The organism is Streptantibioticus cattleyicolor NRRL 8057 = DSM 46488, from assembly GCF_000240165.1.
In the GTDB taxonomy this organism is placed as follows: domain Bacteria; phylum Actinomycetota; class Actinomycetes; order Streptomycetales; family Streptomycetaceae; genus Streptantibioticus; species Streptantibioticus cattleyicolor.
On record NC_017586.1, the window covers coordinates 3,691,290 to 3,717,170 of the forward strand.

24 protein-coding genes and 1 pseudogene are annotated in these 25,881 nt (G+C 71.8%); 23 read left to right on the top strand and 2 right to left on the bottom strand.

What is annotated here, in order from left to right; genetic code table 11:
• Positions 1-8 precede the first annotated feature (8 nt).
• The 4 genes from SCATT_RS16385 to SCATT_RS39025 all read left to right on the top strand — a co-directional run bounded on the left by SCATT_RS16385 (position 9) and on the right by SCATT_RS39025 (position 3,626).
• Positions 9-623 carry an amidohydrolase family protein gene (locus SCATT_RS16385; RefSeq protein ID WP_014144196.1) on the top strand — a complete coding sequence of 205 codons (615 nt, stop codon included), beginning with the start codon at positions 9-11 and terminating at the stop codon, positions 621-623.
• A 54-nt stretch (positions 624-677) separates the two neighbouring features.
• Positions 678-1,376, top strand: a complete 699-nt coding sequence (locus tag SCATT_RS16390; protein ID WP_014144197.1) for a demethylmenaquinone methyltransferase — start codon at positions 678-680, stop codon at positions 1,374-1,376.
• A 91-nt stretch (positions 1,377-1,467) separates the two neighbouring features.
• Positions 1,468-2,757 carry a geranylgeranyl reductase family protein gene (locus SCATT_RS16395; protein WP_014144198.1) on the top strand — a complete coding sequence of 430 codons (1,290 nt, stop codon included), beginning with the start codon at positions 1,468-1,470 and terminating at the stop codon, positions 2,755-2,757.
• A 218-nt stretch (positions 2,758-2,975) separates the two neighbouring features.
• Positions 2,976-3,626, top strand: a complete 651-nt coding sequence (locus tag SCATT_RS39025; RefSeq protein ID WP_014144200.1) for a DUF4232 domain-containing protein — start codon at positions 2,976-2,978, stop codon at positions 3,624-3,626.
• A 5-nt stretch (positions 3,627-3,631) separates the two neighbouring features.
• Here the strand turns inward: SCATT_RS39025 and SCATT_RS16405 are convergent, their stop codons facing one another.
• Positions 3,632-4,030 carry an ATP-binding protein gene (locus SCATT_RS16405; RefSeq protein ID WP_014144201.1) on the bottom strand — a complete coding sequence of 133 codons (399 nt, stop codon included), beginning with the start codon at positions 4,028-4,030 and terminating at the stop codon, positions 3,632-3,634.
• A gap of 164 nt (positions 4,031-4,194) precedes the next feature.
• Between SCATT_RS16405 and SCATT_RS16410 the strand changes: the two genes are divergently transcribed.
• The 3 genes from SCATT_RS16410 to SCATT_RS16415 are packed head-to-tail and all read left to right on the top strand — an operon-like array spanning position 4,195 to position 5,514.
• A complete protein-coding gene (locus SCATT_RS16410; RefSeq protein ID WP_014144202.1) occupies positions 4,195-5,082 on the top strand; it encodes a helix-turn-helix domain-containing protein in 888 nt (295 codons plus the stop codon).
• A gap of 10 nt (positions 5,083-5,092) precedes the next feature.
• On the top strand, positions 5,093-5,284 hold the full coding sequence (locus SCATT_RS36530) for a DUF397 domain-containing protein (RefSeq protein WP_014628186.1): 192 nt from the start codon (positions 5,093-5,095) through the stop codon (positions 5,282-5,284).
• A 32-nt stretch (positions 5,285-5,316) separates the two neighbouring features.
• Entirely contained in the window at positions 5,317-5,514 is a 198-nt protein-coding gene (locus SCATT_RS16415) for a DUF397 domain-containing protein (RefSeq protein ID WP_014144203.1), read from the top strand.
• Positions 5,515-5,588: 74 nt separating this feature from the next.
• On the opposite strand, the pseudogene SCATT_RS16420 reads toward SCATT_RS16415, so the two are convergent.
• Positions 5,589-6,343, bottom strand: a pseudogene (locus SCATT_RS16420) (C40 family peptidase).
• 732 nt (positions 6,344-7,075) lie between these two features.
• Between SCATT_RS16420 and SCATT_RS16425 the strand changes: the two are divergent.
• The 16 genes from SCATT_RS16425 (at position 7,076) to SCATT_RS16500 (ending at position 25,732) form a co-directional block, all read left to right on the top strand.
• The gene (locus tag SCATT_RS16425) at positions 7,076-7,435 is read left to right on the top strand and encodes an NADH-quinone oxidoreductase subunit A (protein WP_014144205.1); all 360 of its coding nucleotides are present in this window, start codon (positions 7,076-7,078) and stop codon (positions 7,433-7,435) included.
• Between the two features lie 54 nt (positions 7,436-7,489).
• Positions 7,490-8,044, top strand: a complete 555-nt coding sequence (locus tag SCATT_RS16430) for a NuoB/complex I 20 kDa subunit family protein (protein ID WP_014144206.1) — start codon at positions 7,490-7,492, stop codon at positions 8,042-8,044.
• Positions 8,041-8,781: an NADH-quinone oxidoreductase subunit C gene (locus SCATT_RS16435; protein ID WP_014144207.1), complete on the top strand. Its 741-nt coding sequence runs from the start codon at positions 8,041-8,043 to the stop codon at positions 8,779-8,781. Before SCATT_RS16430 ends, SCATT_RS16435 begins: the two co-directional genes overlap by 4 nt.
• Positions 8,781-10,115 carry an NADH-quinone oxidoreductase subunit D gene (locus tag SCATT_RS16440; protein WP_014144208.1) on the top strand — a complete coding sequence of 445 codons (1,335 nt, stop codon included), beginning with the start codon at positions 8,781-8,783 and terminating at the stop codon, positions 10,113-10,115. The genes SCATT_RS16435 and SCATT_RS16440 overlap by 1 nt, the downstream gene beginning before the upstream one ends.
• A 17-nt stretch (positions 10,116-10,132) precedes the next feature.
• The gene (gene nuoE / locus SCATT_RS16445) at positions 10,133-10,849 is read left to right on the top strand and encodes an NADH-quinone oxidoreductase subunit NuoE (protein ID WP_014144209.1); all 717 of its coding nucleotides are present in this window, start codon (positions 10,133-10,135) and stop codon (positions 10,847-10,849) included.
• Positions 10,849-12,228 (top strand): NADH-quinone oxidoreductase subunit NuoF, encoded by a 1,380-nt coding sequence (nuoF, locus tag SCATT_RS16450; RefSeq protein ID WP_014144210.1) that lies wholly within the window; start codon positions 10,849-10,851, stop codon positions 12,226-12,228. Before nuoE ends, nuoF begins: the two co-directional genes overlap by 1 nt.
• On the top strand, positions 12,225-14,732 hold the full coding sequence (locus SCATT_RS16455) for an NADH-quinone oxidoreductase subunit G (protein WP_014144211.1): 2,508 nt from the start codon (positions 12,225-12,227) through the stop codon (positions 14,730-14,732). Before nuoF ends, SCATT_RS16455 begins: the two co-directional genes overlap by 4 nt.
• Positions 14,729-16,126: an NADH-quinone oxidoreductase subunit NuoH gene (gene nuoH, locus SCATT_RS16460; protein ID WP_014144212.1), complete on the top strand. Its 1,398-nt coding sequence runs from the start codon at positions 14,729-14,731 to the stop codon at positions 16,124-16,126. The genes SCATT_RS16455 and nuoH overlap by 4 nt, the downstream gene beginning before the upstream one ends.
• Positions 16,119-16,790, top strand: a complete 672-nt coding sequence (gene nuoI / locus SCATT_RS16465; RefSeq protein WP_014628191.1) for an NADH-quinone oxidoreductase subunit NuoI — start codon at positions 16,119-16,121, stop codon at positions 16,788-16,790. The genes nuoH and nuoI overlap by 8 nt, the downstream gene beginning before the upstream one ends.
• Positions 16,787-17,644: an NADH-quinone oxidoreductase subunit J gene (locus tag SCATT_RS16470; RefSeq protein WP_014144214.1), complete on the top strand. Its 858-nt coding sequence runs from the start codon at positions 16,787-16,789 to the stop codon at positions 17,642-17,644. Before nuoI ends, SCATT_RS16470 begins: the two co-directional genes overlap by 4 nt.
• Entirely contained in the window at positions 17,641-17,940 is a 300-nt protein-coding gene (gene nuoK, locus SCATT_RS16475) for an NADH-quinone oxidoreductase subunit NuoK (protein WP_014144215.1), read from the top strand. The genes SCATT_RS16470 and nuoK overlap by 4 nt, the downstream gene beginning before the upstream one ends.
• Before the next feature lie 16 nt (positions 17,941-17,956).
• Entirely contained in the window at positions 17,957-19,897 is a 1,941-nt protein-coding gene (gene nuoL / locus SCATT_RS16480) for an NADH-quinone oxidoreductase subunit L (protein ID WP_014144216.1), read from the top strand.
• 5 nt (positions 19,898-19,902) lie between these two features.
• Positions 19,903-21,537, top strand: coding sequence for an NADH-quinone oxidoreductase subunit M (locus tag SCATT_RS16485; protein WP_014144217.1), 1,635 nt, complete (start codon positions 19,903-19,905; stop codon positions 21,535-21,537).
• A gap of 8 nt (positions 21,538-21,545) precedes the next feature.
• On the top strand, positions 21,546-23,198 hold the full coding sequence (nuoN, locus tag SCATT_RS16490) for an NADH-quinone oxidoreductase subunit NuoN (RefSeq protein ID WP_014144218.1): 1,653 nt from the start codon (positions 21,546-21,548) through the stop codon (positions 23,196-23,198).
• 132 nt (positions 23,199-23,330) lie between these two features.
• Positions 23,331-24,587 (top strand): NAD(P)-binding domain-containing protein, encoded by a 1,257-nt coding sequence (locus SCATT_RS16495; protein ID WP_014144219.1) that lies wholly within the window; start codon positions 23,331-23,333, stop codon positions 24,585-24,587.
• A gap of 125 nt (positions 24,588-24,712) precedes the next feature.
• On the top strand, positions 24,713-25,732 hold the full coding sequence (locus tag SCATT_RS16500; RefSeq protein WP_014144220.1) for a polyprenyl synthetase family protein: 1,020 nt from the start codon (positions 24,713-24,715) through the stop codon (positions 25,730-25,732).
• Positions 25,733-25,881: the final 149 nt, after the last annotated feature.

Consider the following 25,881-nt stretch of genomic DNA (forward strand, 5'->3'; position numbering starts at 1 on the left):
GACGCCGGTTGCTGACGATCCACGCGGCGCCGCTGGTGGTGCCGCTCGGCGGCCGGGAGCCGTTGGCCGACGGCGCGGTGGCGGTGGACGGCGACCGGATCACCGCCGTCGGCCCGTTCGGCGAGGTCGCGGCCAAGTGGCCGGCGGCCCGGGTGCGCCGCTGGCCCGGCGCGCTCACCCCGGGACTGGTCAACCGGTACGGGCCCGAGCTGCTGGAGGGCGCCTACCACCCGGATCCGCGCGAGGCCGGGGAGTTGGGCACCGAGCCGCTCACCGGCGCCGCTTTTGCCGCCCTCGACTTGACCGACGCGCGGTGGGGGGCGAGCGCCCGGCGCGGGCTGCAACGGATGCTGCGGCACGGCGCGACCGCGGTGGCCGGACCCTTCGCCCGGGCCACCGTCCGGCTGGCGGTGGCGCGTTCGGGGCTGACGGTGGTGGCCCGCGGCGAGGAGCCGGAGGGGCGGCCGGCGCTGGACCCGCTGGACCCGGCGGCGCTGGAGCAGGCCGCGGCCGGGGTGCTGGCGCCCGGCGCCCGGGCCGATCTGGCCGCCTTCGCCGAGGTGGTGCCCGGCGCCTGCGTGGCCACCGTGCTCGGCGGGCGGCTGGCGTTCCGGCGCGTCTGACCGACGGCGTCCCCCCGGAGCAGGGCGTTGCCCGGGTAGTGACATATTGGATCCGTGACCCGAGCCTCCCTGGACAAGCAGCCGTCGGACGTCGCCGCCATGTTCGACGACGTGGCCGCCAAGTACGACCTCACCAACGACGTGCTCTCGCTGGGCCAGGCGAGGCTGTGGCGCAAGGCGGTCGCCAAGGCGGTGCAGGCGCGTCCGGGCGAGCGGGTGCTCGACCTGGCGGCCGGCACCGGCACCTCGTCGCTGCCGTTCCTGGACGCCGGGGCGGCCGTCGTGCCGTGCGACTTCTCCGTCGGGATGCTGCGCGAGGGCAAGCGGCGCCACCCCGGTCTGCCGCTCACCGCGGGCGACGCCACCCGGCTGCCGTTCCGGGACGGCGTGTTCGACGCGGTCACCATCTCCTTCGGGCTGCGCAACGTCCAGGACACCGAGGCGGCGCTGGCCGAGATGCTGCGGGTGACCAGGCCCGGCGGCCGGGTGGTCGTCTGCGAGTTCAGCCGCCCGACCTGGCGCCCGTTCCGTACCGTCTACACCGAGTACCTGATGCGCGCCCTGCCGCCGGTGGCCACCGCGGTCAGCAGCAACCCGGACGCCTACGTCTACCTCGCCGAGTCCATCCGCGCCTGGCCGGACCAGCCGGGGCTGGCCGCCCTGATGGCCCGGGTCGGCTGGGAGAAGGTTGCCTGGCGCAATCTGACCGGTGGCGTGGTGGCGCTGCACCGCGCCGTCCGGCCGCGGGGCTGACCGCGGGCCCGCGGGCACCGGGCAGCCGAGACAGTCACTCAGCGGCCGGCCGTGGGGCCGGCCGACCGCCGATGAAGGGAAGAACCCGACCGTGAGCGAGACCACCGCAGCGTCGGAGCGCAGCGCTGACGTGATCGTGGTCGGGGCCGGTCCGGCCGGCTCGACCACCGCCTACTACCTGGCCAAGGCCGGACTCGACGTCCTGCTGCTGGAGAAGACCGCGTTCCCGCGCGAGAAGGTGTGCGGCGACGGCCTCACCCCGCGGGCGACCAAGCAGCTGGTGCAGATGGGCATCGACGTCTCCGAGGAGGCCGGCTGGCTGCGCAACAAGGGCCTGCGGATCATCGCCGGCGGGATGCGGCTCCAGCTCGACTGGCCGGAGCTGGCCTCGTTCCCCGACTACGGGCTGGTGCGCAAGCGCGACGACTTCGACGAGCAGCTGGCCCGGCAGGCGCAGAAGGCCGGCGCCCGGCTGTACGAGCGGTGCAACGTCTCGGCGCCGCTGACCGACCCGCGCACCGGGCGGATCACCGGGGTGGAGGCCAAGCTGGGCGAGGAGAAGACCCCGGTCACCTTCCACGCCCCGCTGGTGGTCGCGGCGGACGGCAACTCCACCCGGCTGTCGCTGGCGATGGGGCTCCACCGGCGCGAGGACCGGCCGATGGGCGTCGCGGTGCGCACCTACTTCACCTCCCCGCGCCACGACGACGACTACCTGGAGTCGTGGCTGGAGCTGTGGGACCGGCGCGGCGGGCAGGAGAAGCTGCTGCCCGGTTACGGCTGGGTCTTCGGCATGGGCGACGGCACCTCCAACGTGGGCCTGGGCGTGCTCAACTCCTCGCCGGCCTTCAAGGAGCTGGACTGGCGCGAGGTGCTCAAGGCGTGGTGCGCCTCGATGCCGGAGGAGTGGGGTTACACCCCGGAGAACATGACCTGCCCGATCCGTGGCGCCGCGCTGCCGATGGCCTTCAACCGCCAGCCGCACTACACCCGCGGCCTGCTGCTGGTGGGCGACGCCGGCGGCCTCGTCAACCCCTTCAACGGCGAGGGCATCGCCTACGCGATGGAATCCGGCCAGATCGCCGCCGACGTCATCGTGCAGGCCCACTCCCGGGCCACCGAGGCCGGCCGTGAGCTGGCGCTCCAGCGCTACCCGCGGGTGCTCAAGGACACCTACGGCGGCTACTACACGCTGGGCCGCGCCTTCGTGCAGCTCATCAGCAACCCGAAGATCATGAAGCTGGCCGCCCACCGCGGTCTGACCCACCCGGTGCTGATGCGTTTCACCCTCAAGCTGCTGGCCAACCTGACCGACCCGACCGGCGGCGACGCGATGGACCGCATCATCAACGGCCTGAGCAAGGTGGCCCCGAGGGCCTGACCCCGCCCCGCCCGCACCCACGCGGCGTGCTCCGCCCCGGTGGCCGGATCACGCCGCGTACGGGTGTGCGGTACGGGTACGCGTACCGGCGGATGTCCCGGAGTCGGCCGGGTTCTGCCACAGCACCGTAACGGGGGATGACAAGCGCATGGTCATGGCGCACGGTCGATGGAAGGGGACAGTGAGCGACCGTAGCGACCGTACGGAGGAGAGGCATCATGCGTACCCGTAACGCCCGGCGTTCTGTGGCGGCTGCCGCGATGGTGGCCGCGGGGCTGGCGCTCACCGCGTGCTCCACGGGGACCACGGCGTCCTCGGGGGCGTCGGTGCCCGGGTCGTCCGGCTCCTCGGCCCCCGGGTCCTCGTCCGCCCCGGCGTCCTCCGGCACCTCCGGATCCTCCGCCGCGTCCTCCGGCGTCCACGCGCAGACCGAGGGGCGCAGCGGGGCCATCGGGCCGTGTGCGACGAGCCGGCTACGGGTGGCCCAGCGGGACGCGAGCGTGGGCGCCGGCCAGTACTACTCCAAGCTGGTCTTCACCAACGTCTCCGGCACCACCTGCACCCTGACCGGCTTCCCGGGGGTCTCCTACGTCAAGGGCGGCGGCGTCCAGTCCGGCAACCCGGCCCAGCGCACCGGTGGCGACGTCCGCACCGTCACCCTGCCCCCGCACGGCACCGCGGTGGCCACGCTGCACGACGCCAACGGTGTCGGCGGCTACGACCCGAAGGAGTGCCAGCTCTCGGCGGCCGAGGGCCTGCGGATCTACCCGCCGAACCAGAAGGCCGCGCTCTTCCTGCCGTGGAAGACCCAGCACTGCGCGGGCCCGGGCGTCCACTCGCTGAGCATCACCTCGGTCCAGCAGGGCTGACCCCGTCACCCGGCGGCGTACTCGAACCACACCGTCTTCCCGCGTCCCGCTCCGTACCGGCACACCCCCCACTCCGTGGCGCACCCGTGGATCAACGCGAGCCCGCGCCCCGATTCGGCCTCCGGCCCGGGCGTGCGGGCTTGCGGCATCCCCCGCGCCTCGTCGTGCACCAGCACCCGCAGCCTGCGGTCCACCCACTCGCCGAACAACGTGATCGGCGTCCCGCACCCGCTCGCCCGGCACGCGTTGACCGCGTTTGTCACCGCCTCCGAGGTCAGCAACGCGGCGGTGTCCGCCAACTCCTCCCGCCGCGCGGTGGTCAGCATCGTCGTCACGGCGTGCCGTGCCGCCCGCACCCAGGCCGGGTCGGGCGGGAAGACCAGGGAGAACTCCGTTGCGGGCATGGGGGATCGCCTCCGGCGCGGGATGTGGTGACGCTCGGTCAGGTGGAGATGACGGACGCACGCGGCGATAGCACTTGCAACCTCACCGGCAGGCTTGCTCCCAACGAGTGGACCGCGGCCCCGTCCGCCCGGCAGACTGCGCCTGATCCAAGGAGGCGTATGCCATGGGGCTGAGGGCCAACCCGACGCAACGGCAACGACGTTTGGGCGCCGAGCTGCGCAGGCTCCGCGAGACCAGCGGCATGTCCGCCACGGACGCGGGCGCCCTCGCCGGGCTCGGTCGCGCACACATGAGCCACATCGAGATGGGCCGCACCGCGATCCCGGAAGAGAAACTGCGCCTGCTGGCTCACGCCTACGGTTGCAAAAGTCCTGAGCTTGTTGACGCCCTGGTGGAGATGGCCCAGTCCACCGGGAAGGGCTGGTGGACGGAGTTCCGCGACACGTTGGCGCCCACGACGCTCGATTTCGCGGAGCTGGAAGCCTCGGCCGAGGTGATCAAGACGTTCACCCTGATCTACGTCCCTGGGTTGTTGCAAACCGAGGAGTACATGCGGGCGCTGTTCGAGATCGGGGTTCCCGAGGCGGACCGGCATTACATCGAGCGCGGTGTGGAGTTCCGCCTACGGCGTGGGCGGCTCTTGCTTGAGGAGGAGCCGCCGCAGTATTACGCGGTGGTTCACGAGGCCGCTCTCCACATGACCGGCGTGGGTCGGGACGTGCTCGTCCGACAGATCGAGCACCTGCTGGAGCTGGCCCAGCTGCCGCACGTGAACATCCAGATCATCCCGTTTCGGGAACGCCTTGCCCTGGCGTCGGAGTCGCAGTTCAGCATCTACGAACCGGCGGTTCCTCAACTCGGTACGATCCACTTGGAGAGTCCCGCCGCGACGCTGTTCCTCACAGAGCCACATCAACTCACCCGGTACAACGAGGACTTCGACAATCTGCGACAGAGTGCATTGCCACCGCTCGACCCGAAGACCGATATCGGTGCGTACTCAAGGCGTGATTCCCTGGGGTTCGTCCAGCACATGCTCTACACACTGTGAAAGGCCGCACGTGTCCGAACTGACCTGGCAGAAGTCGTCCTTCAGTAATGGCCAAGGTACTCCTGACTGCGTAGAGCTGGCCGCGGGCCGATCCGGTACCGTCCACCTCCGTGAGAGCGACGACCCCACGACCGTGCTCACCGCGGACGCGGCCGGGCTCGCTGCCTTGCTCAAGGAGATCAAATCCGGCACGTTCGGATGATTCCGCCCGAACGGAACTTTCGGAGGATCGTCATGACGCTGACCTGGCAGAAGTCGAGCTTCAGCGGAGGCAGCGGCTCGGGGGAATGCGTAGAGCTGGCCGCAGGCCGATCCGGCACCGTTCACCTCCGCGAGAGCGACAACCCCACGACTGTCCTCACCGCCGACGCGGCCGGGCTCGCTGCCTTGCTCAAGGAGATCAAGTCCGGGGGGTTCGACCGGGCGGGCTGAACCGACCCCCGCCCGTACCGGATGCGAACGGCCGCCATCCCTGCCGGGACGGCGGCCGTTCACGCGTGGGGGGCTCAGGCGACGCGGACCGCGCCGGTGGGCTGGGAGTAGGACAGCGGGCGCTCGACGACGCCGCTGCTCGGGTTCTGGGCGCCGATGAAGTTGCCGCCGCCGACGTAGACGGCGACGTGGTAGGCGCTGCCGGCGCCGCCCCAGTAGAGGATGTCGCCGGGCTGGAGGGCGTCGAGGGAGACCTGGGTGCCCGCGGTGGACTGGTCCTCGGAGACCCGCGGGAGGTCCACGCCGATGGTCCGGAAGGCGGCCTGGACGAGGCCGGAGCAGTCGTAGGCGGTGGGGCCGGTGGCGCCCATCACGTAGGCCTTGCCGAGCTGGGCCTGGAGGAAGCTGATGACGCTCGCGACGCTGCCGCCGGCGGAGGGGCGGGGGCGTCGGTGGAGGCGAGCCCCAGCGAGGTGCGCTCGGCGGAGCGGGAGGCGGCCTGGGACTCGGCGCGGGCGGCGGCCTGCTTGGCCTCGGCGGCCTTGGCGGCGGCGGCCCGGGCGGCCTCGTCGCTCGCCTTGCGCTGCTCGGCGGTGCGCTCCGCCTCGGTGGCGGCCTGGTCGTGCTCGGCCTGGAGCTGGTACGTGACGACGGCCTGAGCGGTGGCGTCGGCGGCACGGAGCTCGGACAGGTCGAGGGTCTGGGTGACCTCGTTGGTGCCGTTGTCACGGGCACCGGCGGCCTGGGCCGGGGAGGCGGCACCGGTCAGGGCGACGGCGCCGATCACGCCGCCGGCGACACCGGCTCGTCTCACCCAGCTCGGCGGCATATGTCGGGCATGCCGCCGGGTGCGTATCGCGGTACTCGCCTCGGCGGTCGGGGTCTGCGTTGGGGACATGGCAGATATGGCTATCAGCAAATCTTGGTTGCGTACAAAAAACGTAAGATGCGCCACAGTTGGCGGGGACCCGTCGCCATCGCCCTTTTCCGATCTTGTTCCGCACGGCGGTACGCGGATTTTCCCGGGGCGCGACGAGGTGAAGCGGAGGCGTTGACTCCGCCCGCTCGTGAGCGCGTTCACGTGGCGTTCGCCCAAGGTCAGTCGCACGGTGGCGACTTCACCCGGTCAGGTGGCGGCAGTTGTACGAGCCGCCGTACGCCCGATGCGCTATATCACGTGTGCCTACCTCTTGCCAAGTTTGCGTGGCCTGCGATGAGTTGATAATGAGACAGCCGTGGCGACCGGCCCGGATGTGAACGGAAATGACGTCTGGTGATCATCCGAGTGCTTCGAGTATGAAGATCTCCGCTCATCCGACTGCATGATCCTTCGTCAGGTGGCAAAGATCACAAAGGCGTTGGCGTCGCCCGTGTCGCAGATCACAGACCGGGGGGCATAGGATGCAGGCGGTTCGGGCTTGTGAACTGCCTCACATGGGTGCGATCTTCGTGTCGCATCTGGGGCGTCATCGGTCCCTACCGGTCCGTCATGGGACGGAAACGCCCATGTCGGTAAACGTCCGTCACGTCAGTCAACGCCGACTGGAAGGAGCGGAGGACGGTGAACGCGTACGCGCCCATCCTCGTGCTCGGCGGCCTCGCCGCGGGGTTCGCGATCTTCTCCGTGATCATGGCGTCGCTCACCGGCCCGAAGCGCTACAACCGGGCCAAGCTCGACGCGTACGAATGCGGCATCGAGCCGACCCCGCAGCCGGCCGGCGGCGGGCGTTTCCCGATCAAGTACTACCTGACGGCGATGCTCTTCATCGTCTTCGACATCGAGATCGTCTTCCTCTATCCGTGGGCGGTCAGCTTCGACTCCCTCGGCCTCTTCGGTCTCGTCGAAATGCTGCTGTTCGTCCTCACCGCTTTCGTCGCCTATGCCTACGTCTGGCGCCGCGGCGGCCTGGAGTGGGATTGATTGAGCGCGCGACAATAGATACGAACCCGGGCATTTGAGACAGGGGCAATCGCTATGGGTATCGAGGAGAAGCTGCCGAGCGGCTTTCTGCTCACCACCGTCGAGCAGGCCGCGGGGTGGGTGCGCAAGGCGTCGGTCTTCCCGGCGACCTTCGGCCTCGCGTGCTGCGCGATCGAGATGATGACCGCAGGCGCCGGCCGGTACGACATGGCCCGCTTCGGCATGGAGGTCTTCCGCGGCTCGCCGCGCCAGGCCGACCTGATGATCGTCGCGGGGCGGGTCAGCCAGAAGATGGCGCCGGTGCTGCGCCAGGTCTACGACCAGATGCCCAACCCCAAGTGGGTGATCTCCATGGGCGTCTGCGCCTCCAGCGGTGGCATGTTCAACAACTACGCGATCGTCCAGGGCGTCGACCACATCGTGCCGGTCGACATCTACCTGCCCGGCTGCCCGCCCCGCCCCGAGATGCTGCTCGACGCCATCCTCAAGCTGCACGACAAGATCCAGCACGAGAAGCTCGGCGTCCACCGCGAGCGGGCGGCCCGCGAGGCGGAGGAGGCGGCCCTCAAGGCGCTCCCGACGATCGAGATGAAGGGGCTGCTGCGATGACCGACCCCCGGAACAACGGCGTCAACCCCGACAAGGACGTCAACGCCGGCAACCTGCCCGGCCAGCGCGGCGACCAGGGCGAGGTCATCGGGGTGCGGCGCGGCATGTTCGGCGCCGGCGGCGGCGGGGACACCTCCGGCTACGGCGGCCTGGTGCGCACCGTACGGCTGCCCGGGGCGGCGAGCCGGCCCTACGGCGGCTGGTTCGACGAGGTCGCCGACGAACTCGAAGGCGCCCTCGACGAGCAGGGCCTGGTGCCGGAGAACGCGATCGAGAAGACCGTGGTCGACCGCGGCGAGATCACCTTCCACATCGCCCGCGAACACCTGCCCAGGGTGGCCCGCACCCTCCGCGACGACCCGGCGCTCCGCTTCGAACTGTGCACCGGGGTCAGCGGCGTTCACTACCCCGGCGACAAGGGGCGTGAGCTGCACGCCGTCTACCACCTGCGCTCCATCACCCACAACCGGCTGATCCGGCTGGAGGTCTCCTGCCCGGACGGCGACCCCCACGTGCCCTCCATCGTCGAGGTCTACCCGACCAACGACTGGCACGAGCGGGAGACGTACGACTTCTTCGGCATCGTCTTCGACGGCCACCCGGCGCTGACCCGGATCATGATGCCCGACGACTGGCAGGGCCATCCGCAGCGCAAGGACTACCCGCTCGGCGGCATCCCCGTCGAGTACAAGGGCGCCCAGATCCCGGCTCCCGACCAGCGGAGGTCGTACTCGTAATGGCCACTCCACACGCACCCGCCCCGGCCGAGGAACGGCAGACCACCGAGGGCCGCGTCTTCACCGTCACCGGCGGTGACTGGGACGAACTCGCCGAAACCGTCGGCAAGGCCGACGACGAGCGCATCGTCGTCAACATGGGGCCCCAGCACCCGTCCACCCACGGCGTGCTCCGGCTGATCCTGGAGATCGACGGCGAGACGGTCACCGAGGCCCGCTGCGGCATCGGCTACCTGCACACCGGCATCGAGAAGAACATGGAGTACCGGACGTGGACGCAGGGCACCACGTTCGTCACCCGCATGGACTACCTCACGCCGCTGTTCAACGAGACCGCCTACTGCCTGGCGGTGGAGAAACTCCTCGGCATCGAGGACGCCGTCCCGGAACGGGCCCGGATCATCCGGGTGATGATGATGGAGCTCAACCGGATCTCCTCGCACCTGGTGGCCATCGCCACCGGCGGCATGGAACTGGGCGCCACCACCATCATGATCTACGGCTTCCGGGACCGTGAGCTGATCCTGGACGCCTTCGAGCTGATCACCGGGCTGCGGATGAACCACGCCTACGTCCGCCCCGGCGGCCTCGCCCAGGACCTGCCGCCCGGCGCGGTGGACGCGGTGCGCGAGGTGGTCAAGAAGTTCCGCAAGAACCTCCCCGAGTACGACAAGCTCGCCACCGGCAACCCGGTCTTCAAGGGCCGGATGCGGGACGTCGGCTACCTCGACCTGGCCGGCTGCATGGCGCTGGGCGCCACCGGCCCCATCCTGCGCGCCGCCGGCCTCCCGCACGACCTGCGCAAGGCCCAGCCCTACTGCGGTTACGACAGCTACGACTTCGAGGTCCCGACCGCCGACAGCTGCGACTCCTACGGCCGCTTCCTGGTCCGGATCGAGGAGATGCGGCAGAGCCTGCGCATCGTCGAGCAGTGCCTGGACCGGCTCCAGCCCGGCCCGGTCATGGTGGCCGACAAGAAGATCGCCTGGCCCGCCCAGCTCGCCCTCGGCCCGGACGGCCTGGGCAACTCGCTGGACCACATCAAGAAGATCATGGGCACCTCCATGGAAGCCCTGATCCACCACTTCAAGCTGGTCACCGAGGGCTTCCGGGTGCCCCCGGGCCAGGCGTACGTGGCGGTGGAATCCGCCAAGGGCGAGCTGGGCGCGCACGTCGTCAGCGACGGCGGCACCCGTCCGCACCGGGTGCACTTCCGCGACCCGTCCTTCACCAACCTCCAGACCATGGCGGCGATGTGCGAAGGCGGCATGGTCGCCGACGTCATCGTCGCGGTGGCCTCCATCGACCCCGTGATGGGAGGCGTCGACCGGTGACAGACATCAGTTTGGGCATGCCGCGGATGCCCGCTCCCGACTACCCGGCCGACGTTCGCGAACGCCTGGAGGCAGACGCGCGGGAGGTGATCGCGCGCTACCCGGACCCGCGTTCCGCGCTGCTGCCGCTGCTCCACCTCGTCCAGGCCGAGGAGGGCCACGTCACCCGCACCGGCGTCCGGTTCTGCGCCGAACTGCTCGGGCTGACCACCGCCGAGGTCACCGCGGTCGCCACCTTCTACACCATGTACCGCCGCGAACCCGGCGGCGAGTACCACGTCGGGGTGTGCACCAACACGCTGTGCGCGGTGCTCGGCGGGGACGCCGTCTTCGCCGCGCTGGAGGAACACCTCGGCGTCGGCAACCACGGCACCACCGAGGACGGCAAGGTCACCCTGGAACGCATCGAGTGCAACGCGGCCTGCGACTACGCCCCGGTGCTGATGGTCAACTGGGAGTTCTTCGACAACCAGACGCCCGCCTCGGCCCGGCGGCTCGTGGACGACCTGCGGGCCGGACGCGAGGTCACCCCGACCCGCGGCGCCCCGCTGTGCACCTTCAAGGAGACCGCCCGGATCCTGGCCGGCTTCCCCGACGAGCGCCCCGGCGCGGTGGCGTCCGGCGGCAGCGCCGGCCCCGCCTCGCTCGCCGGACTGCGGCTGGCCAAGGGCGAGGAGACGGCCGCCCGCGGCGGGTCCGTCGTCCCGCCGCGTGATGCCGAGGAGGGGGAGTGATGAGCGTGGCGACCGAAGACGGCGGCACCACCCGGCCCGGCTCCGGAACCGAGACCACCCCGGAGAAGCTGCTCACCCCGGTGCTGTCGGCGTTCTGGGACGACCCGGAGAGCTGGACCCTGGAGTCCTACCGCCGGCACGACGGGTACGAGGGCCTGCGCAAGGCGCTCGCCATGCCGCCGGACGACGTGATCGCCCTGGTCAAGGAGGCCGGACTGCGCGGCCGTGGCGGCGCGGGCTTCCCCACCGGGATGAAATGGCAGTTCATCCCGCAAGGCGACGGCAAGCCGCACTACCTGGTGGTCAACGCCGACGAGTCCGAGCCGGGCACCTGCAAGGACATCCCGCTGCTGCACGCCAACCCGCACGCGCTCATCGAGGGCATCGTGATCGCCTGCCACGCGATCCGCTCCCACCACGCCTTCGTCTACCTGCGCGGCGAGGTCGTCCCCGTACTGCGCAGGCTCCACCACGCGGTGGCCGAGGCGTACGCGGCCGGCTACCTCGGCGCCAACATCCAGGGCAGCGGGTTCGACCTGGAGGTCACCGTGCACGCCGGCGCGGGCGCATACATCTGCGGCGAGGAGACCGCGCTGCTCGACTCGCTGGAGGGCCGTCGTGGCCAGCCCAGGCTGCGTCCTCCCTTCCCCGCCGTCGCGGGTCTGTACGCCTGCCCCACCGTGGTGAACAACGTCGAGTCGATCGCCTCGGTTCCCGCCATCGTGCACCGCGGCAAGGACTGGTTCCGTTCGATGGGCAGCGAGAAGTCGCCCGGGTTCACGCTCTACTCGCTCTCCGGCCACGTCGCCCGCCCCGGCCAGTACGAGGCGCCGCTCGGCGTCACGCTGCGCCAACTCCTCGACATCAGCGGCGGGATGCGCCCCGGCCACCGGCTGAAGTTCTGGACCCCGGGCGGCTCCTCCACCCCGCTGCTCACCGATGAACACCTCGACGTGCCGCTGGACTACGAGGGCGTGGGCGCCGCCGGATCCATGCTGGGCACCAAGGCGTTGCAGTGCTTCGACGAGACCACCTGCGTGGTCCGCGCGGTCACCCGCTGGACGGAGTTCTACGCCCACGAGTCCTGCGGCAAGTGCACCCCGTGCCGGGAGGGCACGTATTGGCTGGTGCAACTGCTGCGGGACATCGAAGCGGGCAAGGGGAACCCGGCCGACCTCGACAAGCTCGCCGACATCGCCGACAACATCAACGGCAAGTCGTTCTGCGCGCTCGGCGACGGCGCCGCCAGCCCCATCTTCTCCTCCCTGAAGTACTTCCGCGCCGAGTACGAGGAGCACCTCGACGGCCGGGGCTGCCCGTTCGACCCGGCCCGGTCCACCGCCTGGGCCGACTCCGCTCACCTGGAGGTGAACGCGTGACCGTGACGACTGGCGTGGCCGCCGGTGGCGGACCGGCCGCGGTGCCGCCGGAGCAGCTGGTCACCGTCACCATCGACGGCATCCAGCTCTCCGTACCCAAGGGCACCCTGGTGATCCGGGCCGCCGAACTGGTCGGGGTGGAGATCCCGCGGTTCTGCGACCACCCGCTGCTCGACCCGGTGGGCGCCTGCCGGCAGTGCATCGTGGAGGTGGAGGGCCAGCGCAAGCCGATGGCCTCGTGCACCATCACCTGCACCGACGGCATGGTGGTCCGCACCCAGCTCACCTCCCCGGTGGCCGAGAAGGCGCAGCGCGGGGTGATGGAGCTGCTGCTGATCAACCACCCGCTGGACTGCCCGGTGTGCGACAAGGGCGGCGAATGCCCGTTGCAGAACCAGGCGATGTCCGCCGGCCAGGCCGACACCCGCTTCGAGGGACGCAAACGCACCTACGCCAAGCCGGTCCCGATCTCCCCGCAGATCCTGCTGGACCGCGAGCGGTGCGTGCTGTGCGCCCGGTGCACCCGCTTCTCCCAGCAGGTCGCCGGCGACCCCATGATCGAGCTGCTGGAACGCGGCGCGCTGGAGCAGGTGGGGATCGGCGAGGGCGACCCGTTCGAGTCCTACTTCTCCGGCAACACCATCCAGATCTGCCCGGTGGGCGCGCTGACCTCGGTGGCGTACCGGTTCCGCTCCCGTCCGTTCGACCTGGTCTCCACCCCCGGCGCGTGCGAACACTGCGCCAGCGGCTGCGCGATCCGCACCGACCACCGGCGCGGCAAGGTGATGCGTCGGCTGGCCGCCGACGACCCCGAGGTCAACGAGGAGTGGAGCTGCGACAAGGGGCGCTTCGCCTTCCGCTACGCCCAGCGCCCGGACCGCATCACGCACCCGCTGGTACGCGACGCGGACACCGGTGAGCTGCGGCCGGCGAGCTGGCCGGAGGCGCTGGACGTGGCGGCCCGGGGGCTGGCCGCGGCGCGCGGCCGGGCCGGGGTGCTCCCCGGCGGCCGGCTCACCGTCGAGGACGCCTACGCGTACGCCAAGTTCGCCCGGGTGGTGCTCGACACCAACGACGTCGACTTCCGGGCCCGGACGCACAGCGCCGAGGAGGCCGACTTCCTCGCCGCCCACGTCGCCGGCCGCGGCCACGACCTGGACGGCACCGGGGTGACCTACCGGGCGCTGGAGAAGGCCCCCGCCGTGCTGCTGGCCGGGCTGGAGGCCGAGGAGGAGTCGCCCATCGTCTTCCTGCGGCTGCGCAAGGCCCACCGCAAGCACGGCCTGCGGCTGTACGCGCTCGCCACCCACGTCACCCCGGGGCTGGCCAAGGCGGGCGGCACGCTGCTGCCGGCCGCCCCCGGCACCGAGGCCGAGTGGCTGGACGCGCTCGCCGCCGGGGTGGGCCTGGACGAGGTGGGCGGCGAGGCCGCCGAGGCGCTGCGCCAGGACGGCGCGGTGCTGCTGGTCGGCGAACGCCTGGCCGCCGTGGCCGGCGGGCTGACCGCGGCGGTGCGGTGCGCCCGGGCCACCGGCGCCCGGGTGGCGTGGATCCCGCGCCGGGCCGGGGAGCGCGGAGCGGTGGAGGCCGGGGCGCTGCCGGATCTGCTGCCCGGCGGCCGTCCGGTGACCGACCCGCGGGCCCGCGCCGAGACGGCCGGGGTGTGGCGGGTCGGCGGGCTGCCGGAGCGGGCCGGCCGGGACACCGGGGCGATCGTCGACGCGGCGGCCCGGGGCGAGCTGGCCGCGCTGCTGGTCGGCGGGGTCGAGGTGGCCGACCTGCCGGATCCGGCGCGGGCCCGGGAGGCGCTCGACCAGGTCGGCTTCCTGGTCAGCCTGGAGCTGCGCCCCAGCGAGGTCACCGAACGCGCCGACGTGGTGCTGCCGGTGGCGGCGACCGCGGAGAAGGCCGGCACCTATCTGGACTGGGAGGGGCGGGCCCGTTCCTTCGAAGCCGCCCTCAAGCCCGACCAGATGGCGGTGCGTCACCTTCTCGGCGACGCCCGGGTGCTCCACCTGATCGCCGACGCGATGGCGGACGCCGGGCCCGGGCTGGGGCTGCCGGACGTCCGCTCCGTCCGGGCCGAGCTGGACCGGCTCGCCCCCTGGCAGGGCGCCCGCCCCGAGGTCCCGGCGCGCCCGCACCGGCCGCTGCCCCGGCCGGACCGTGGCGAGGCGGTCCTCGCCGGCCACCGGCTCCTGCTGGACCAGGGGCGCCTCCAGGACGGCGACGAGGCGCTGGCCGCCACCCGCCACCCGGCGGTGGCCCGGCTCTCGGCGGCCACCGCGGAGGCCGCCGGGGTCAAGGACGGCGACCCGCTGGCCGTCACCGGCCCGGCCGGCACCGTGACGCTGCCGCTGGCGGTCACCGAGATGCCCGACCGGGTGGTGTGGCTGCCGTTGAACTCGGTGGGCGGCGGGGTCCACGGCGACCTCGGCGCGGTACCGGGCGAACTGGTCCGGATCGGTGCCGCCGGCGCCGACGGCACGGAGGTGGAACGGTGATCGACGCAGCGACCGTGCCCCTGGGCGCGGCGACCGTGCGCCTGGCGGCGGAGAACCTCTCGTACTTCGGCCGCGATCCGTGGTGGCTGGTGGTCCTCAAGGCCGTTTTCTGCTTCGCGTTCGCGATGGTGACCGTGCTCTTCTCCATCGTCTGGGAGCGCAAGGTCGTCGCCTGGATGCAACTGCGCATCGGCCCCAACCGGCACGGCCCCTGGGGGATGCTCCAGTCGCTGGCGGACGGCGTGAAGCTGATGCTCAAGGAGGACGTCGTCGTCCGCGGCGCCGACAAGGTGGTCTACATCCTGGCGCCGGTGGTCGCCGCGATCCCGGCCTTCATGGCGTTCGCGGTGATCCCGTTCGGCCCGGCCGACAACGAGATCTCGGTCTTCGGGGTGCGCACCCCGATGCAGCTGACCGACCTGCCGGTCGGCATCCTGTACGTGCTGGCCACCGCGTCCATCGGGATCTACGGCATCGTGCTGGCCGGCTGGTCGTCCGGCTCGACCTACCCGCTGCTGGGCGGGTTGCGCTCCACGGCCCAGATGATCTCGTACGAGCTGGCCATGGGCGTGTCGTTCGCCGCGGTCTTCCTCTACTCGCACTCGATGTCGACCTCGCAGATCGTCGCCGCCCAGCACGACCGCTGGTTCATCGCGCTGCTGCCGGTGTCGTTCCTGATCTACATCGTGGCGATGGTCGGCGAGACCAACCGGGCGCCGTTCGACCTGCCGGAGGCCGAGGGCGAGCTGGTCGGCGGCTTCAACACCGAGTACTCGTCGATCAAGTTCGCGATGTTCATGCTCGCCGAGTACGTCAACATGGTGACCGTCTCCGCGGTGGCGACCACGCTCTTCCTGGGCGGCTGGCGGGCGCCGTGGCCGATCTCCGGGTTCTGGGCGGGGGCCAACCACGGCTGGTGGCCGCTGCTGTGGTTCACCATCAAGATCCAGCTGCTGCTCTTCGTCTTCATCTGGCTGCGCGGCACGCTGCCCCGGATGCGCTACGACCAGTTCATGAAGCTGGGCTGGAAGGTGCTGATCCCGGTCTCGCTGGCCTGGCTGATGCTGGTGGCCGCGGTACGGGCGCTGCGCGACGAGAACTACGACTTCCAGCGCATCGTGCTCTACGTGGGCGGCGCGGTCCTCGCCGTGCTGCTGCTCTCCCTGGTGGCCGACGTCTTCCGGGACCGGGGACGGCGGCGGGCCCCGGCGGGCGGCGCGGCGGGGACGGCCGGCGAGCCGTTCGACCCGATGGCCGGCGGCTTCCCGGTGCCGCCGCTGCCCGGCCAGACGCTGCCCCCGGTGCCCCGGCGACGGCCGCGCGGCGCGGGCCAGTTGATTGTCAGTGGCGGCCCCGATACTGACAGTGACGGTAAGGAGGCCGGTGATGCCTGACAACACCTCGCGGGACGGGGCCGAGCAGCCCCGCTCCGGCTGGGAGAACCCGGTGGCCGGCTTCGGCGTGACCTTCAAGGCCATGTTCAAGAAGCGGCTCACCGAGCAGTACCCGGAGTACAAGAAGCCCACGGCGCCCCGCTTCCACGGCCGCCACCAGCTCAACCGCCACCCCGACGGGCTGGAGAAGTGCGTCGGCTGCGAGTTGTGCGCCTGGGCCTGCCCGGCCGACGCCATCTACGTCGAGGGCGCCGACAACACCGACGAGGAGCGCTACTCGCCGGGCGAGCGCTACGGCCGCGTCTACCAGATCAACTACGCCCGCTGCATCCTGTGCGGCCTGTGCATCGAGGCGTGCCCCACCCGCGCGCTCACCATGACCAACGAGTACGAACTGGCCGACCGCACCCGCGAGTCGCTCATCTACACCAAGGAAGAACTCCTCGCCGGCCTCACCGAGGGCATGGTCGACACCCCGCACGCCATCTACCCCGGCGCCGACGAGCAGGACTACTACCTCGGCCGGATCACCGGCGCCGCCCCCGGCACCGAGCGCCAGCCGGTCCTGTCCAAGGGGGAGAAGCCGGCCGAGGAGGTCACCGCCGAGGAGACGGCGGCGGCCGGCCCGGAGGCCACGGCGCACCCGAGGGGGGCGGTCCGATGACGACATCCACCGGCGAGGCGGTCCAGTTCTGGCTGCTCGGCGTGGTCGCGGTGCTCGGCGCGCTGGGCACCGTGACGATGCGGAAGGCGGTGCACAGCGCGCTCTGCCTGGCCGGCACGATGATCGTGCTGGCCGTCTTCTACCTCGCCCAGGGCGCCTACTTCCTGGGCATCGTGCAGGTGGTGGTCTACACCGGCGCGATCATGATGCTCTTCCTCTTCGTGGTCATGCTGGTCGGCATCACCGCCGCCGACTCCCTGAAGGAGACGATCAAGGGCCAGCGGTGGGCCGCCGCGCTGTGCGGGCTGGGCTTCGGCATCCTGCTGATCGCCGGCCTCGGCAACGCCGGGGTGCGCCAGTTCAAGGGGCTCGGCCAGGCCAACGCGGGCGGCAACGTGGAGGGGCTGGCCAAGCTGGTCTTCACCACCTACGTCTGGGCCTTCGAGATCACCGGCGCCCTGCTGATCACCGCGGCGGTCGGCGCCATGGTCCTCACCCACCGGGAGCGCACCGAGCACGCGGCCACCCAGCGCGAACTCTCCGAGCGCAGGGTCCGCGAGGGCGCCCCCGTCACCCCGCTGCCCGCCCCCGGCGTCTACGCCCGGCACAACGCGGTGGACATCCCCGGCCTGCTGCCCGACGGCACCCCCTCCGAGCTGTCCGTCAACCCCACGCTGCGCGCCCGCGGCCAGATCCGCGACGTCAGCCGCGAACCACTCGCCGGAATCGCCGAGTTGGAGCAGCGCTCGGAGGACGACCTGGAGCGCGAGGCGGAGTCGGTGACGGAACCGGAGGCGAGCGAACGGGCCGCGCGCGAGCGGGCCCGCGACCACGAGAACGGGGCGGCCAAGTGAACCCAGCCAACTACCTGTACCTGTCGGCCCTGCTGTTCACCATCGGCGCCGCCGGGGTGCTGATCCGGCGCAACGCCATCATCGTCTTCATGTGCGTCGAGCTGATGCTCAACGCCTGCAACCTGGCCTTCGTCACCTTCTCCCGGCTGCACGGCAACCTCGACGGGCAGGTCTTCGCCTTCTTCACCATGGTCGTCGCGGCGGCGGAGGTGGTCGTCGGCCTCGCGATCATCGTGACGTTCTTCCGGTCCCGCCACTCGGCCTCGGTCGACGACGCCAGCCTGATGAAGCTGTGAGATAGGGGCAGTTGACGTGGATCACCTCATCGGAGCCCTGGTCGGGGCTCCACTTCTCGGCGCCGCCCTCCTGCTCGTCGGCGGGCGGCGGCTGGACCGGACGGGCCATCTGATCGGCTCGGCGCTGGCGGCCGTCTCGTTCGTGATCGGCGTGGTGCTCTTCGCCGGGATGCTGGGCCGCTCCGGCTCCGCGCGGACGATGACCTCGCACCTGTTCAGCTGGGTGCCGGTGGGCGGCTTCCGGGCCGACGTGGCCTTCCAGCTCGACCAGTTGTCGATGACGTTCGTGCTGCTGATCACCGGTGTGGGCACGCTGATCCACATCTACTCGATCGGCTACATGGCCCACGACGACAACCGCCGCCGGTTCTTCGGCTACCTCAACCTCTTCCTCGCGGCGATGCTGCTGCTCGTCCTCGCCGACAACTACCTGCTGCTGTACGTCGGCTGGGAGGGCGTGGGCCTCGCCTCCTACCTGCTGATCGGGTTCTGGCAGCACAAGCCGTCGGCGGCGACCGCGGCCAAGAAGGCGTTCATCGTCAACCGGGTCGGTGACGTGGGGCTGTCGATCGCGGTGATGCTGCTCTTCGCCTGGTTCGGCACCTTCTCCTTCGGCCCGGTGTTCGCGCACACCGGCTCGGCGTCCGAGGGCAAGCTCACCGCGATCGGGCTGATGCTGCTGCTCGCGGCGTGCGGCAAGTCGGCGCAGGTGCCGTTGCAGTCCTGGCTGGGGGACGCGATGGAGGGCCCGACCCCGGTCTCCGCGCTGATCCACGCGGCCACCATGGTGACCGCCGGGGTCTACCTGATCACGCGGTCGGCCGCGGTCTTCGACGGCGCCCCCACCGCCCAGCTCGCGGTCACCGTGGTGGGCGCGGTCACCCTGATCTTCGGTGCCGTGGTCGGGTGCGCCAAGGACGACATCAAGAAGGCGCTGGCCGGCTCCACGATGTCGCAGATCGGGTACATGATCCTGGCCGCCGGCCTCGGCCCGGTCGGCTACGTCTTCGCCATCATGCACCTGGTCACCCACGGCTTCTTCAAGGCGGGGCTCTTCCTCGGCGCCGGTTCCGTGATGCACGGGATGAACGACGAGGTGGACATGCGCAAGTTCGGCGCGCTGCGCAGGTACATGCCGGTCACCTACGTCACCTTCGGCCTGGGCTACCTGGCCATCATCGGCTTCCCCGGCCTCTCCGGCTTCTGGTCCAAGGACAAGATCATCGAGGCGGCGTTCGCCAAGGGCGGCACCGAGGGGTGGATCCTGGGCGCGGTCGCGCTGCTGGGCGCCGGGATCACCGCGTTCTACATGACCCGGGTCATGCTGATGACGTTCTTCGGTGAGAAGCGCTGGCAGCCGGCGCCCGACCCGGACCGCGCGGCCAGTGTCGAGCCCGGCGTCGAGGCCCACCCCGGTGAGCTGCCGCATCCGCACGAGTCGCCCAAGGTGATGACGGTCCCGATGATCGTGCTGGCCCTCGGGTCGGTCTTCGCGGGCGGGCTGTTCAGCATCAACTCGGCGTTCCTCAACTGGCTGCGGCCGGTCACCGGCCACGCCGAGGGGCACCCGCCGGTCGCCTCCTGGGTGGTCACGGTGGCCACCTTGGTGGTGCTGGCGATCGGCGTGGGGCTGGCCTGGCAGGCGTACGGGCGGCGGCCGGTGCCCGCGGTGGCGCCGCGCGGCTCGCTGCTCACCCGCGCCGCCCGCCGCGACCTGCTCCAGGACGACTTCAACCACGTCGTCCTCGTCCGCGGCGGTGAACACCTCACCCGCAGCCTGGTCTACCTCGACCACTCGGTGGTGGACGGGGTGGTCAACGGGGCGGCGGCCGGCGTCGGCGGGCTCTCCGGCCGGCTGCGCCGGGTGCAGAACGGCTTTGCCCGCTCCTACGCGGTCTCGATGCTCGGCGGTACGGCGCTGGTCGTTGCCGCGACCTTGCTGATGAGGGCGGTCTGATAGCGATGTCGTTTCCTCTGCTGACAGTGACGGCCGCGGTGCCCGCGGTCGGCGCGGTGGCCACCGCCGCCGTCCCGGCCGCCCGGCGCACCGCCGCCAAATGGGTGGCGCTGGCCTTCGCGCTGGTGACGCTGGCGTTGGCCGCGGTGGACACCGCCCGGTTCACCCCCGGCGGCCCGCGCTACCAGCTCACCGAGTCGCACGCGTGGATCCCGTCGTTCGGGGTCCGCTACGAGCTGGGTGTGGACGGCATCGCGGTGATGCTGACGCTGCTGACCGCGGTGCTCGTCCCGGTGGTGATGGCGGCCGGCTGGCACGACGCGGATCGTCCCTCCTCGCCCGCCTTCGGCGAGGAGGGTCCCTATCGGGGCCGGTACCACTGGAGGCCGGTGCAGGGCTTCTTCGCGCTGATCCTGCTGGTCGAGGCGATGGTGGTGATCTCCTTCGAGTCCACCGACGTCTTCCTGTTCTACCTGTTCTTCGAAGCCATGCTGATCCCGATGTACTTCCTCATCGGCGGCTTCGGCGACCGGGCGGGCAGTCGCGGGGCGGAGGAGCAGGCGGCCCAGCGGTCCTACGCGGCGGTGAAGTTCCTGCTGTACAACCTGGCCGGCGGGCTGGTGATGCTGGCTGCGGTGATCGGGCTGTACGCGGTCACCGCCCACCAGCTGGGCAGCGGCACCTTCTCGCTCACCGAGATCCTGCGGGCCCGCGCCGAGGGGCGGCTCCAGTTCTCCACCACCGCGGAGCGCTGGATCTTCCTGGGGTTCTTCTTCGCCTTCGCGGTCAAGGCGCCGCTGTGGCCGCTGCACACCTGGCTGCCCAACGCGATGGGGGAGTCCACCGCCCCGGTGGCGGTGCTGATCACCGCCGTGGTGGACAAGGTGGGCACCTTCGCGATGCTCCGCTACTGCCTCCAGCTCTTCCCCGGCGCCAGCACCTGGGCCACCCCGGTCGTCCTGGCGCTGGCGGCCGTCGGCATCCTGTACGGGGCGCTGCTGGCGGTGGGCCAGCGGGACATCAAACGGCTGGTCGCCTTCGCCTCCATCTCCCACTTCGGCTTCATCATCCTGGGCATCTTCGCGATGACCTCGCAGGGCCAGAGCGGCGCCGCGCTCTACATGGTCAACCACGGCATCTCCACGGCGGCCTGGCTGCTGGTGGCCGGGTTCCTGATCAGCCGGCGCGGCTCCCGGCTCATCGCCGACTACGGCGGGGTGCAGAAGGTGGCGCCGGTGCTGGCGGGCACCTTCCTGGTGGGCGGGCTGGCCACCCTCTCGCTGCCGGGACTCGCCCCGTTCGTCAGCGAGTTCCTGGTGCTGGTGGGCACCTTCACCCGGTACCCGGCGCTGGGCGTGGTGGCCACCGTGGGCATCGTCTTCGCCGCGCTCTACGTCCTCGTACTCCACCAGCGCACCATGACCGGGCCGGTCAAGGAGGAGGTGGCCGCGATCAAGGACCTGGGGGTGCGTGAGCTGGTGGTGGTGGCGCCGCTGATCGCGCTGCTGCTCTTCCTCGGGGTCTTCCCCAAGCCGGTCACCGACGTGATCAACCCGGCGGTGCGGGACACCCTCTCGGACGTCCACCGCACCGACCCGGCGCCGCAGATCAACGCCGTAGCGAAGGAGGCCGCCAAGTGACAGCGGCGATGACACCGGCGCTCGTCCACAGCCTGTGGACGAGCGCGGCGGCCCCGGCCGCGACCGAGAAGCTGCCGACCCCGAGGATCGAGTACGCCCAGCTCGCCCCGGTGCTGATCGTCTTCGCCGCGGCGGTGATCGGGGTGCTGGTGGAGGCGTTCGTGCCGCGCCGGGCCCGTCCGCTCGCCCAACTCGCGGTCACCGTCGTCGGGTTGGCGGCGGCCTTCGCCGGGGTGGTCGCCCTGGCCGCCGACGGGTACGCGGGCGGCAAGGCGCACGTGGCGGCGATGGGCGCGATCGCGGTGGACGGCCCGGCGCTCTTCCTCCAGGGCACCATCCTGCTGGTGGCGCTGGTGGCCGCGTTCACCTTCGCCGAGCGCCGGCTCGACCCGGCCGCGCACGGCGTCGCGGTGGACTCCTTCGCCGCCCAGGGCTCCGCCGTCCCCGGCAGCGAGCAGGAGAAGCGGGCGGTACGCGCCGGCTTCACCACCACCGAGGTCTTCCCGCTGCTGCTCTTCGCGGTCGGCGGCATGCTGGTCTTCCCGGCCGCCGACGACCTGCTGACCCTCTTCGTGGCGCTGGAGGTCTTCTCCCTCCCGCTGTACCTGCTGTGCGCGCTGGCCCGCCGCCGGCGGCTGATGTCCCAGGAGGCGGCGGTCAAGTACTTCCTGCTGGGCGCGTTCTCCTCGGCGATCCTGCTCTTCGGCATCGCGCTGCTGTACGGCTACGCGGGCACGGTGAGCTTCGGCGGCATCGCGGACGTGGTCTCCGGCACCGCCCGGCTCACCCCGGCGCTGGCCAACACCACGGCCAACGACGCGCTGCTGCTGATCGGCGGCGCGATGGTCGTGGTCGGGCTGCTGTTCAAGGTGGGCGCGGTCCCCTTCCACATGTGGACGCCGGACGTCTACCAGGGGGCGCCGACCCCGGTCACCGGGTTCATGGCGGCGGCCACCAAGGTGGCGGCCTTCGGCGCGCTGCTGCGGCTGCTGTACGTGGTGCTGCCCGGGCTGCGCTGGGACTGGCGGCCGGTGATGTGGGGGGTGGCGATCGTCACCATGCTGGTCGGCGCGGTGGTGGCGGTCACCCAGACGGACGTCAAGCGGCTGCTGGCGTACTCCTCGATCGCGCACGCCGGGTTCATCCTCGCCGGTGTCATCGCGGTCTCGCCGGACGGCGTCTCCTCGGTGATGTTCTACCTGGGGGCCTACTCGTTCGTGACGCTGGGCGCGTTCGCCGTGGTGACGCTGGTGCGGGACGCGGCCGGTGAGGCGACCCACCTGTCCCGCTGGGCGGGTCTGGGGCGGCGTTCCCCGCTGGTGGCGGCGGTCTTCGCGGTCTTCCTGCTGGCCTTCGCGGGGATCCCGCTGACCGCCGGGTTCTCGGGGAAGTTCGCGGTGTTCAAGGCGGCGGCGCAGGGTGGCGCGGTGCCGCTGGTGGTGGTCGGCGTGGTGGCCTCGGCGATCGCCGCGTTCTTCTACATCCGGGTGATCGTGCTGATGTTCTTCAGCGAGCCCAGGCCCGGCGGCCCGTCGGTGGCCGTGCCCAGTCCGCTGACCTCCACGGCGATCGCGCTGGGGGTGGCGATGACGCTGGTGCTCGGGGTGGCGCCGCAGTACTTCCTGGACCTGGCGGGCAAGGCGTCGGTGTTCGTCCGCTGACCGGGGGGGGCGTCGTCCGGCCGCGTCCGTCCTTTGATCACCAAAGAGTGGGTCATGTCGGAAAAGCCTTGCCCCGGGCGGGTGTTCGTCAGTAGCTTTCGGTGCGGGTAGGACCGCGAGGAGTCAGTCCCCATGAACCCAGTCGTGGTGATCGGCGCCGGGCCGTACGGCCTGTCGGCCGCCGCGCATCTGAAGGGTCGCCGGATGCCGGTGCGGATCTTCGGTACGCCGTTGTCCCGCTGGTGCACGGCGATGCCGCGCGGGATGACGCTGGCCTCGGCCCCGGCCGCGTCGACGATATCGGCACCCGTGTGGGGGCACCGGCTGTCGGACTTCCTCGCCGCGTCGGGAGAGCCGCCGCTGGACGGCCCGCGCGACACCGTCCCGTTGGAGACGTACGAGCGGTACGGGCGGTGGTTCGCGCGGCGGCTGGTGCCCGAGGTCGAGCGGGCCCGGGTGGTCGCCGTGGACCGGCGGGACGGCGAGTTCCGGTTGCGGCTGGACACCGGGGAGGAGCTGACCGCCCCGGCGGTCGTGGTGGCCGCCGGGCTGGCCGGCGCCGCGTACGTCCCCGGGGCGCTGCGCGTCCTCGCCGCGGGCGGCCCGTCCGCCACGGCACCGGTGTCGCACAGCTCGCACCACCGGGACCCGGCGGCGCTGGCCGGCCGCGAGGTGGCCGTGGTGGGCGCGGGCCAGTCGGCGCTGGAGTACGCGGTGCTGCTGAGCGAGGCGGGGGCCACCGTGCGGCTGCTGCCGCGGCGGGCGGCCCGGGTGCGGTTCGAGCCGCCGCCGGACGCCGCGGGGGTTCCGGGGTCACCGCTGGGCCCGGCCTGGTCGCGGTACGCGGTCAGCCGGCTGCCGGGCCCCGCGGGCGTCCGCCGGCTGCCGGAACGGGCGCGGCTGCTGCTGGAGCGCACCGTGCCCGGCCCGTGCGGGGCGTGGTGGCTGCGGGACCGTTTCCGCGGCCGGGTGCCGGTCACCGAGGGGCGGGTCACCGGCGCCGCCCTCGACCCCGGTTCGGGGCGGGTGGTGCTGGCCACCGTCGCCCCGGACGGACGGCCCGGACGGGTCGCCGCCGACCATGTGATCGCGGCCACCGGGTACCGGATCGACGTGGACGCCTGGTCGTTCCTGAGCCCCGGGCTGCGGGCCGCGATCGCCCGTACCGGTGGCTCGCCGCGGTTGGACGCCGGGTTCGGCTCCTCGGTGCCGGGGCTCTTCTTCACCGGACCGCCCGCGGCGGCCACGTTCGGGCCGTTGCTGCGGCATCTGGCCGGCACCGGATACGCCTCGCCCCGGCTGGCGGAAGCGGTGGTCGCGTCGCGCCGGCCGGTTCACCTGACGGGGGAGCCGGGGGTCACCCGGGCGACACCGGGGCGACACCTGTGATTCGCGGGCGAACACGGATGCCCCCGTAGTGATCCATAGGGGACCGGATACGCTGCAACTATTGGCACAGAGCCTTGCCGGGGGCTCGGGGCCACGTGACCCAATCAGCGACAGGAGTTCCCCTCGTGACCGTCGTCGGGCCCTTCGGGCTGAGCGTGCGCGACCAGGACCTCGATACCGACATCCGTGCGGGCCTGGCGGACGTCGAGGAGGGCCTGCTGGAGGCCACCAAGTGCGACGTTCCGTTCATCAACGGGGCGGCTCAGCACTTGGTACGGGCGGGTGGCAAGCGGTTCCGGCCGCTGCTGGTGCTGCTGGCGGCGCAGTTCGGCGACCCGCACGCCCCCGGGGTGGTCCCGTCGGCCGTGGTGGTGGAGCTGACCCACCTGGCCACGCTGTACCACGACGACGTGATGGACGAGGCCACCGTGCGCCGCGGGGTGCCCAGCGCCAACGCCCGCTGGAGCAACTCGGTGGCGGTGCTCACCGGTGACTTCCTGTTCGCCCGCGCCTCGCACACCCTGGCCGACCTGGGTCCGGAGGCGGTACGCATCCAGGCCGAGGCGTTCGAGCGGCTGGTCACCGGTCAGATCCTGGAGACCGCCGGGCCCCGGGAGGGCCAGGACCCGATCGAGCACTACCTGGAGGTGCTCGCCGGCAAGACCGGTTCGCTGATCGCGGTGGCCGGGCGGTTCGGCGCGATGATGTCGGGCGCCCACGAGACGGTGGTGCACACCCTCACCCAGTACGGGGAGCGGATCGGCGTGGCGTTCCAGCTCGCCGACGACCTGCTGGACATCGCCAGCGACAGCCACGAGTCCGGCAAGACCCCCGGCACCGATCTGCGCGAGGGCATCGCCACGCTGCCCGTGCTCCACCTGCGGTCCCGGGTGGCCAAGGCGGGCGCGGCGGCCGACCCGGCCGACCGCCACCTGGTCGAGCTGCTCGACAGCGACCTGTCCGACGACGAACGGCACGCCGAGGCGCTGCGGCTGCTGCGCGCCCACCCGGCGATGGAGCAGGCCCGCCGGGACACCCTGCGGTACGCGGACGCGGCGCGCGCCTCGCTCGCGCCGCTGCCGGAGTGCGCCGCCAAGCAGGCGCTGGCGGCGCTGTGCGACGCGGTGGTGCACCGCGCGGGGTGATCCGCCCCCGGGCCGGCCTCCGGCCCGCCGCCCGGACCACCTCCCGACCGGCCCCGACGCGGGATCACCGCGGCCGGCCCCGTTCCGGTGACCCTGAGAACCCTCGCCCACCGTCATACCGGCGGAGTACCCGGGGTTGATCCCATGGG

Coding starts and splice junctions, on each gene's coding strand:
- SCATT_RS39025 (WP_014144200.1), top strand. CDS start 2,976: ATGCGTACCCGTAACGCCCGGCGTTCTGTGGCGGCTGCCGCGATGGTG.
- SCATT_RS16405 (WP_014144201.1), bottom strand. CDS start 4,030: ATGCCCGCAACGGAGTTCTCCCTGGTCTTCCCGCCCGACCCGGCCTGG.
- SCATT_RS16410 (WP_014144202.1), top strand. CDS start 4,195: ATGGGGCTGAGGGCCAACCCGACGCAACGGCAACGACGTTTGGGCGCC.
- SCATT_RS16415 (WP_014144203.1), top strand. CDS start 5,317: ATGACGCTGACCTGGCAGAAGTCGAGCTTCAGCGGAGGCAGCGGCTCG.
- SCATT_RS16430 (WP_014144206.1), top strand. CDS start 7,490: ATGGGTATCGAGGAGAAGCTGCCGAGCGGCTTTCTGCTCACCACCGTC.
- SCATT_RS16435 (WP_014144207.1), top strand. CDS start 8,041: ATGACCGACCCCCGGAACAACGGCGTCAACCCCGACAAGGACGTCAAC.
- SCATT_RS16440 (WP_014144208.1), top strand. CDS start 8,781: ATGGCCACTCCACACGCACCCGCCCCGGCCGAGGAACGGCAGACCACC.
- nuoE (WP_014144209.1), top strand. CDS start 10,133: ATGCCGCGGATGCCCGCTCCCGACTACCCGGCCGACGTTCGCGAACGC.
- nuoF (WP_014144210.1), top strand. CDS start 10,849: ATGAGCGTGGCGACCGAAGACGGCGGCACCACCCGGCCCGGCTCCGGA.
- nuoI (WP_014628191.1), top strand. CDS start 16,119: ATGCCTGACAACACCTCGCGGGACGGGGCCGAGCAGCCCCGCTCCGGC.
- SCATT_RS16470 (WP_014144214.1), top strand. CDS start 16,787: ATGACGACATCCACCGGCGAGGCGGTCCAGTTCTGGCTGCTCGGCGTG.
- SCATT_RS16485 (WP_014144217.1), top strand. CDS start 19,903: ATGTCGTTTCCTCTGCTGACAGTGACGGCCGCGGTGCCCGCGGTCGGC.
- nuoN (WP_014144218.1), top strand. CDS start 21,546: ATGACACCGGCGCTCGTCCACAGCCTGTGGACGAGCGCGGCGGCCCCG.
- SCATT_RS16495 (WP_014144219.1), top strand. CDS start 23,331: ATGAACCCAGTCGTGGTGATCGGCGCCGGGCCGTACGGCCTGTCGGCC.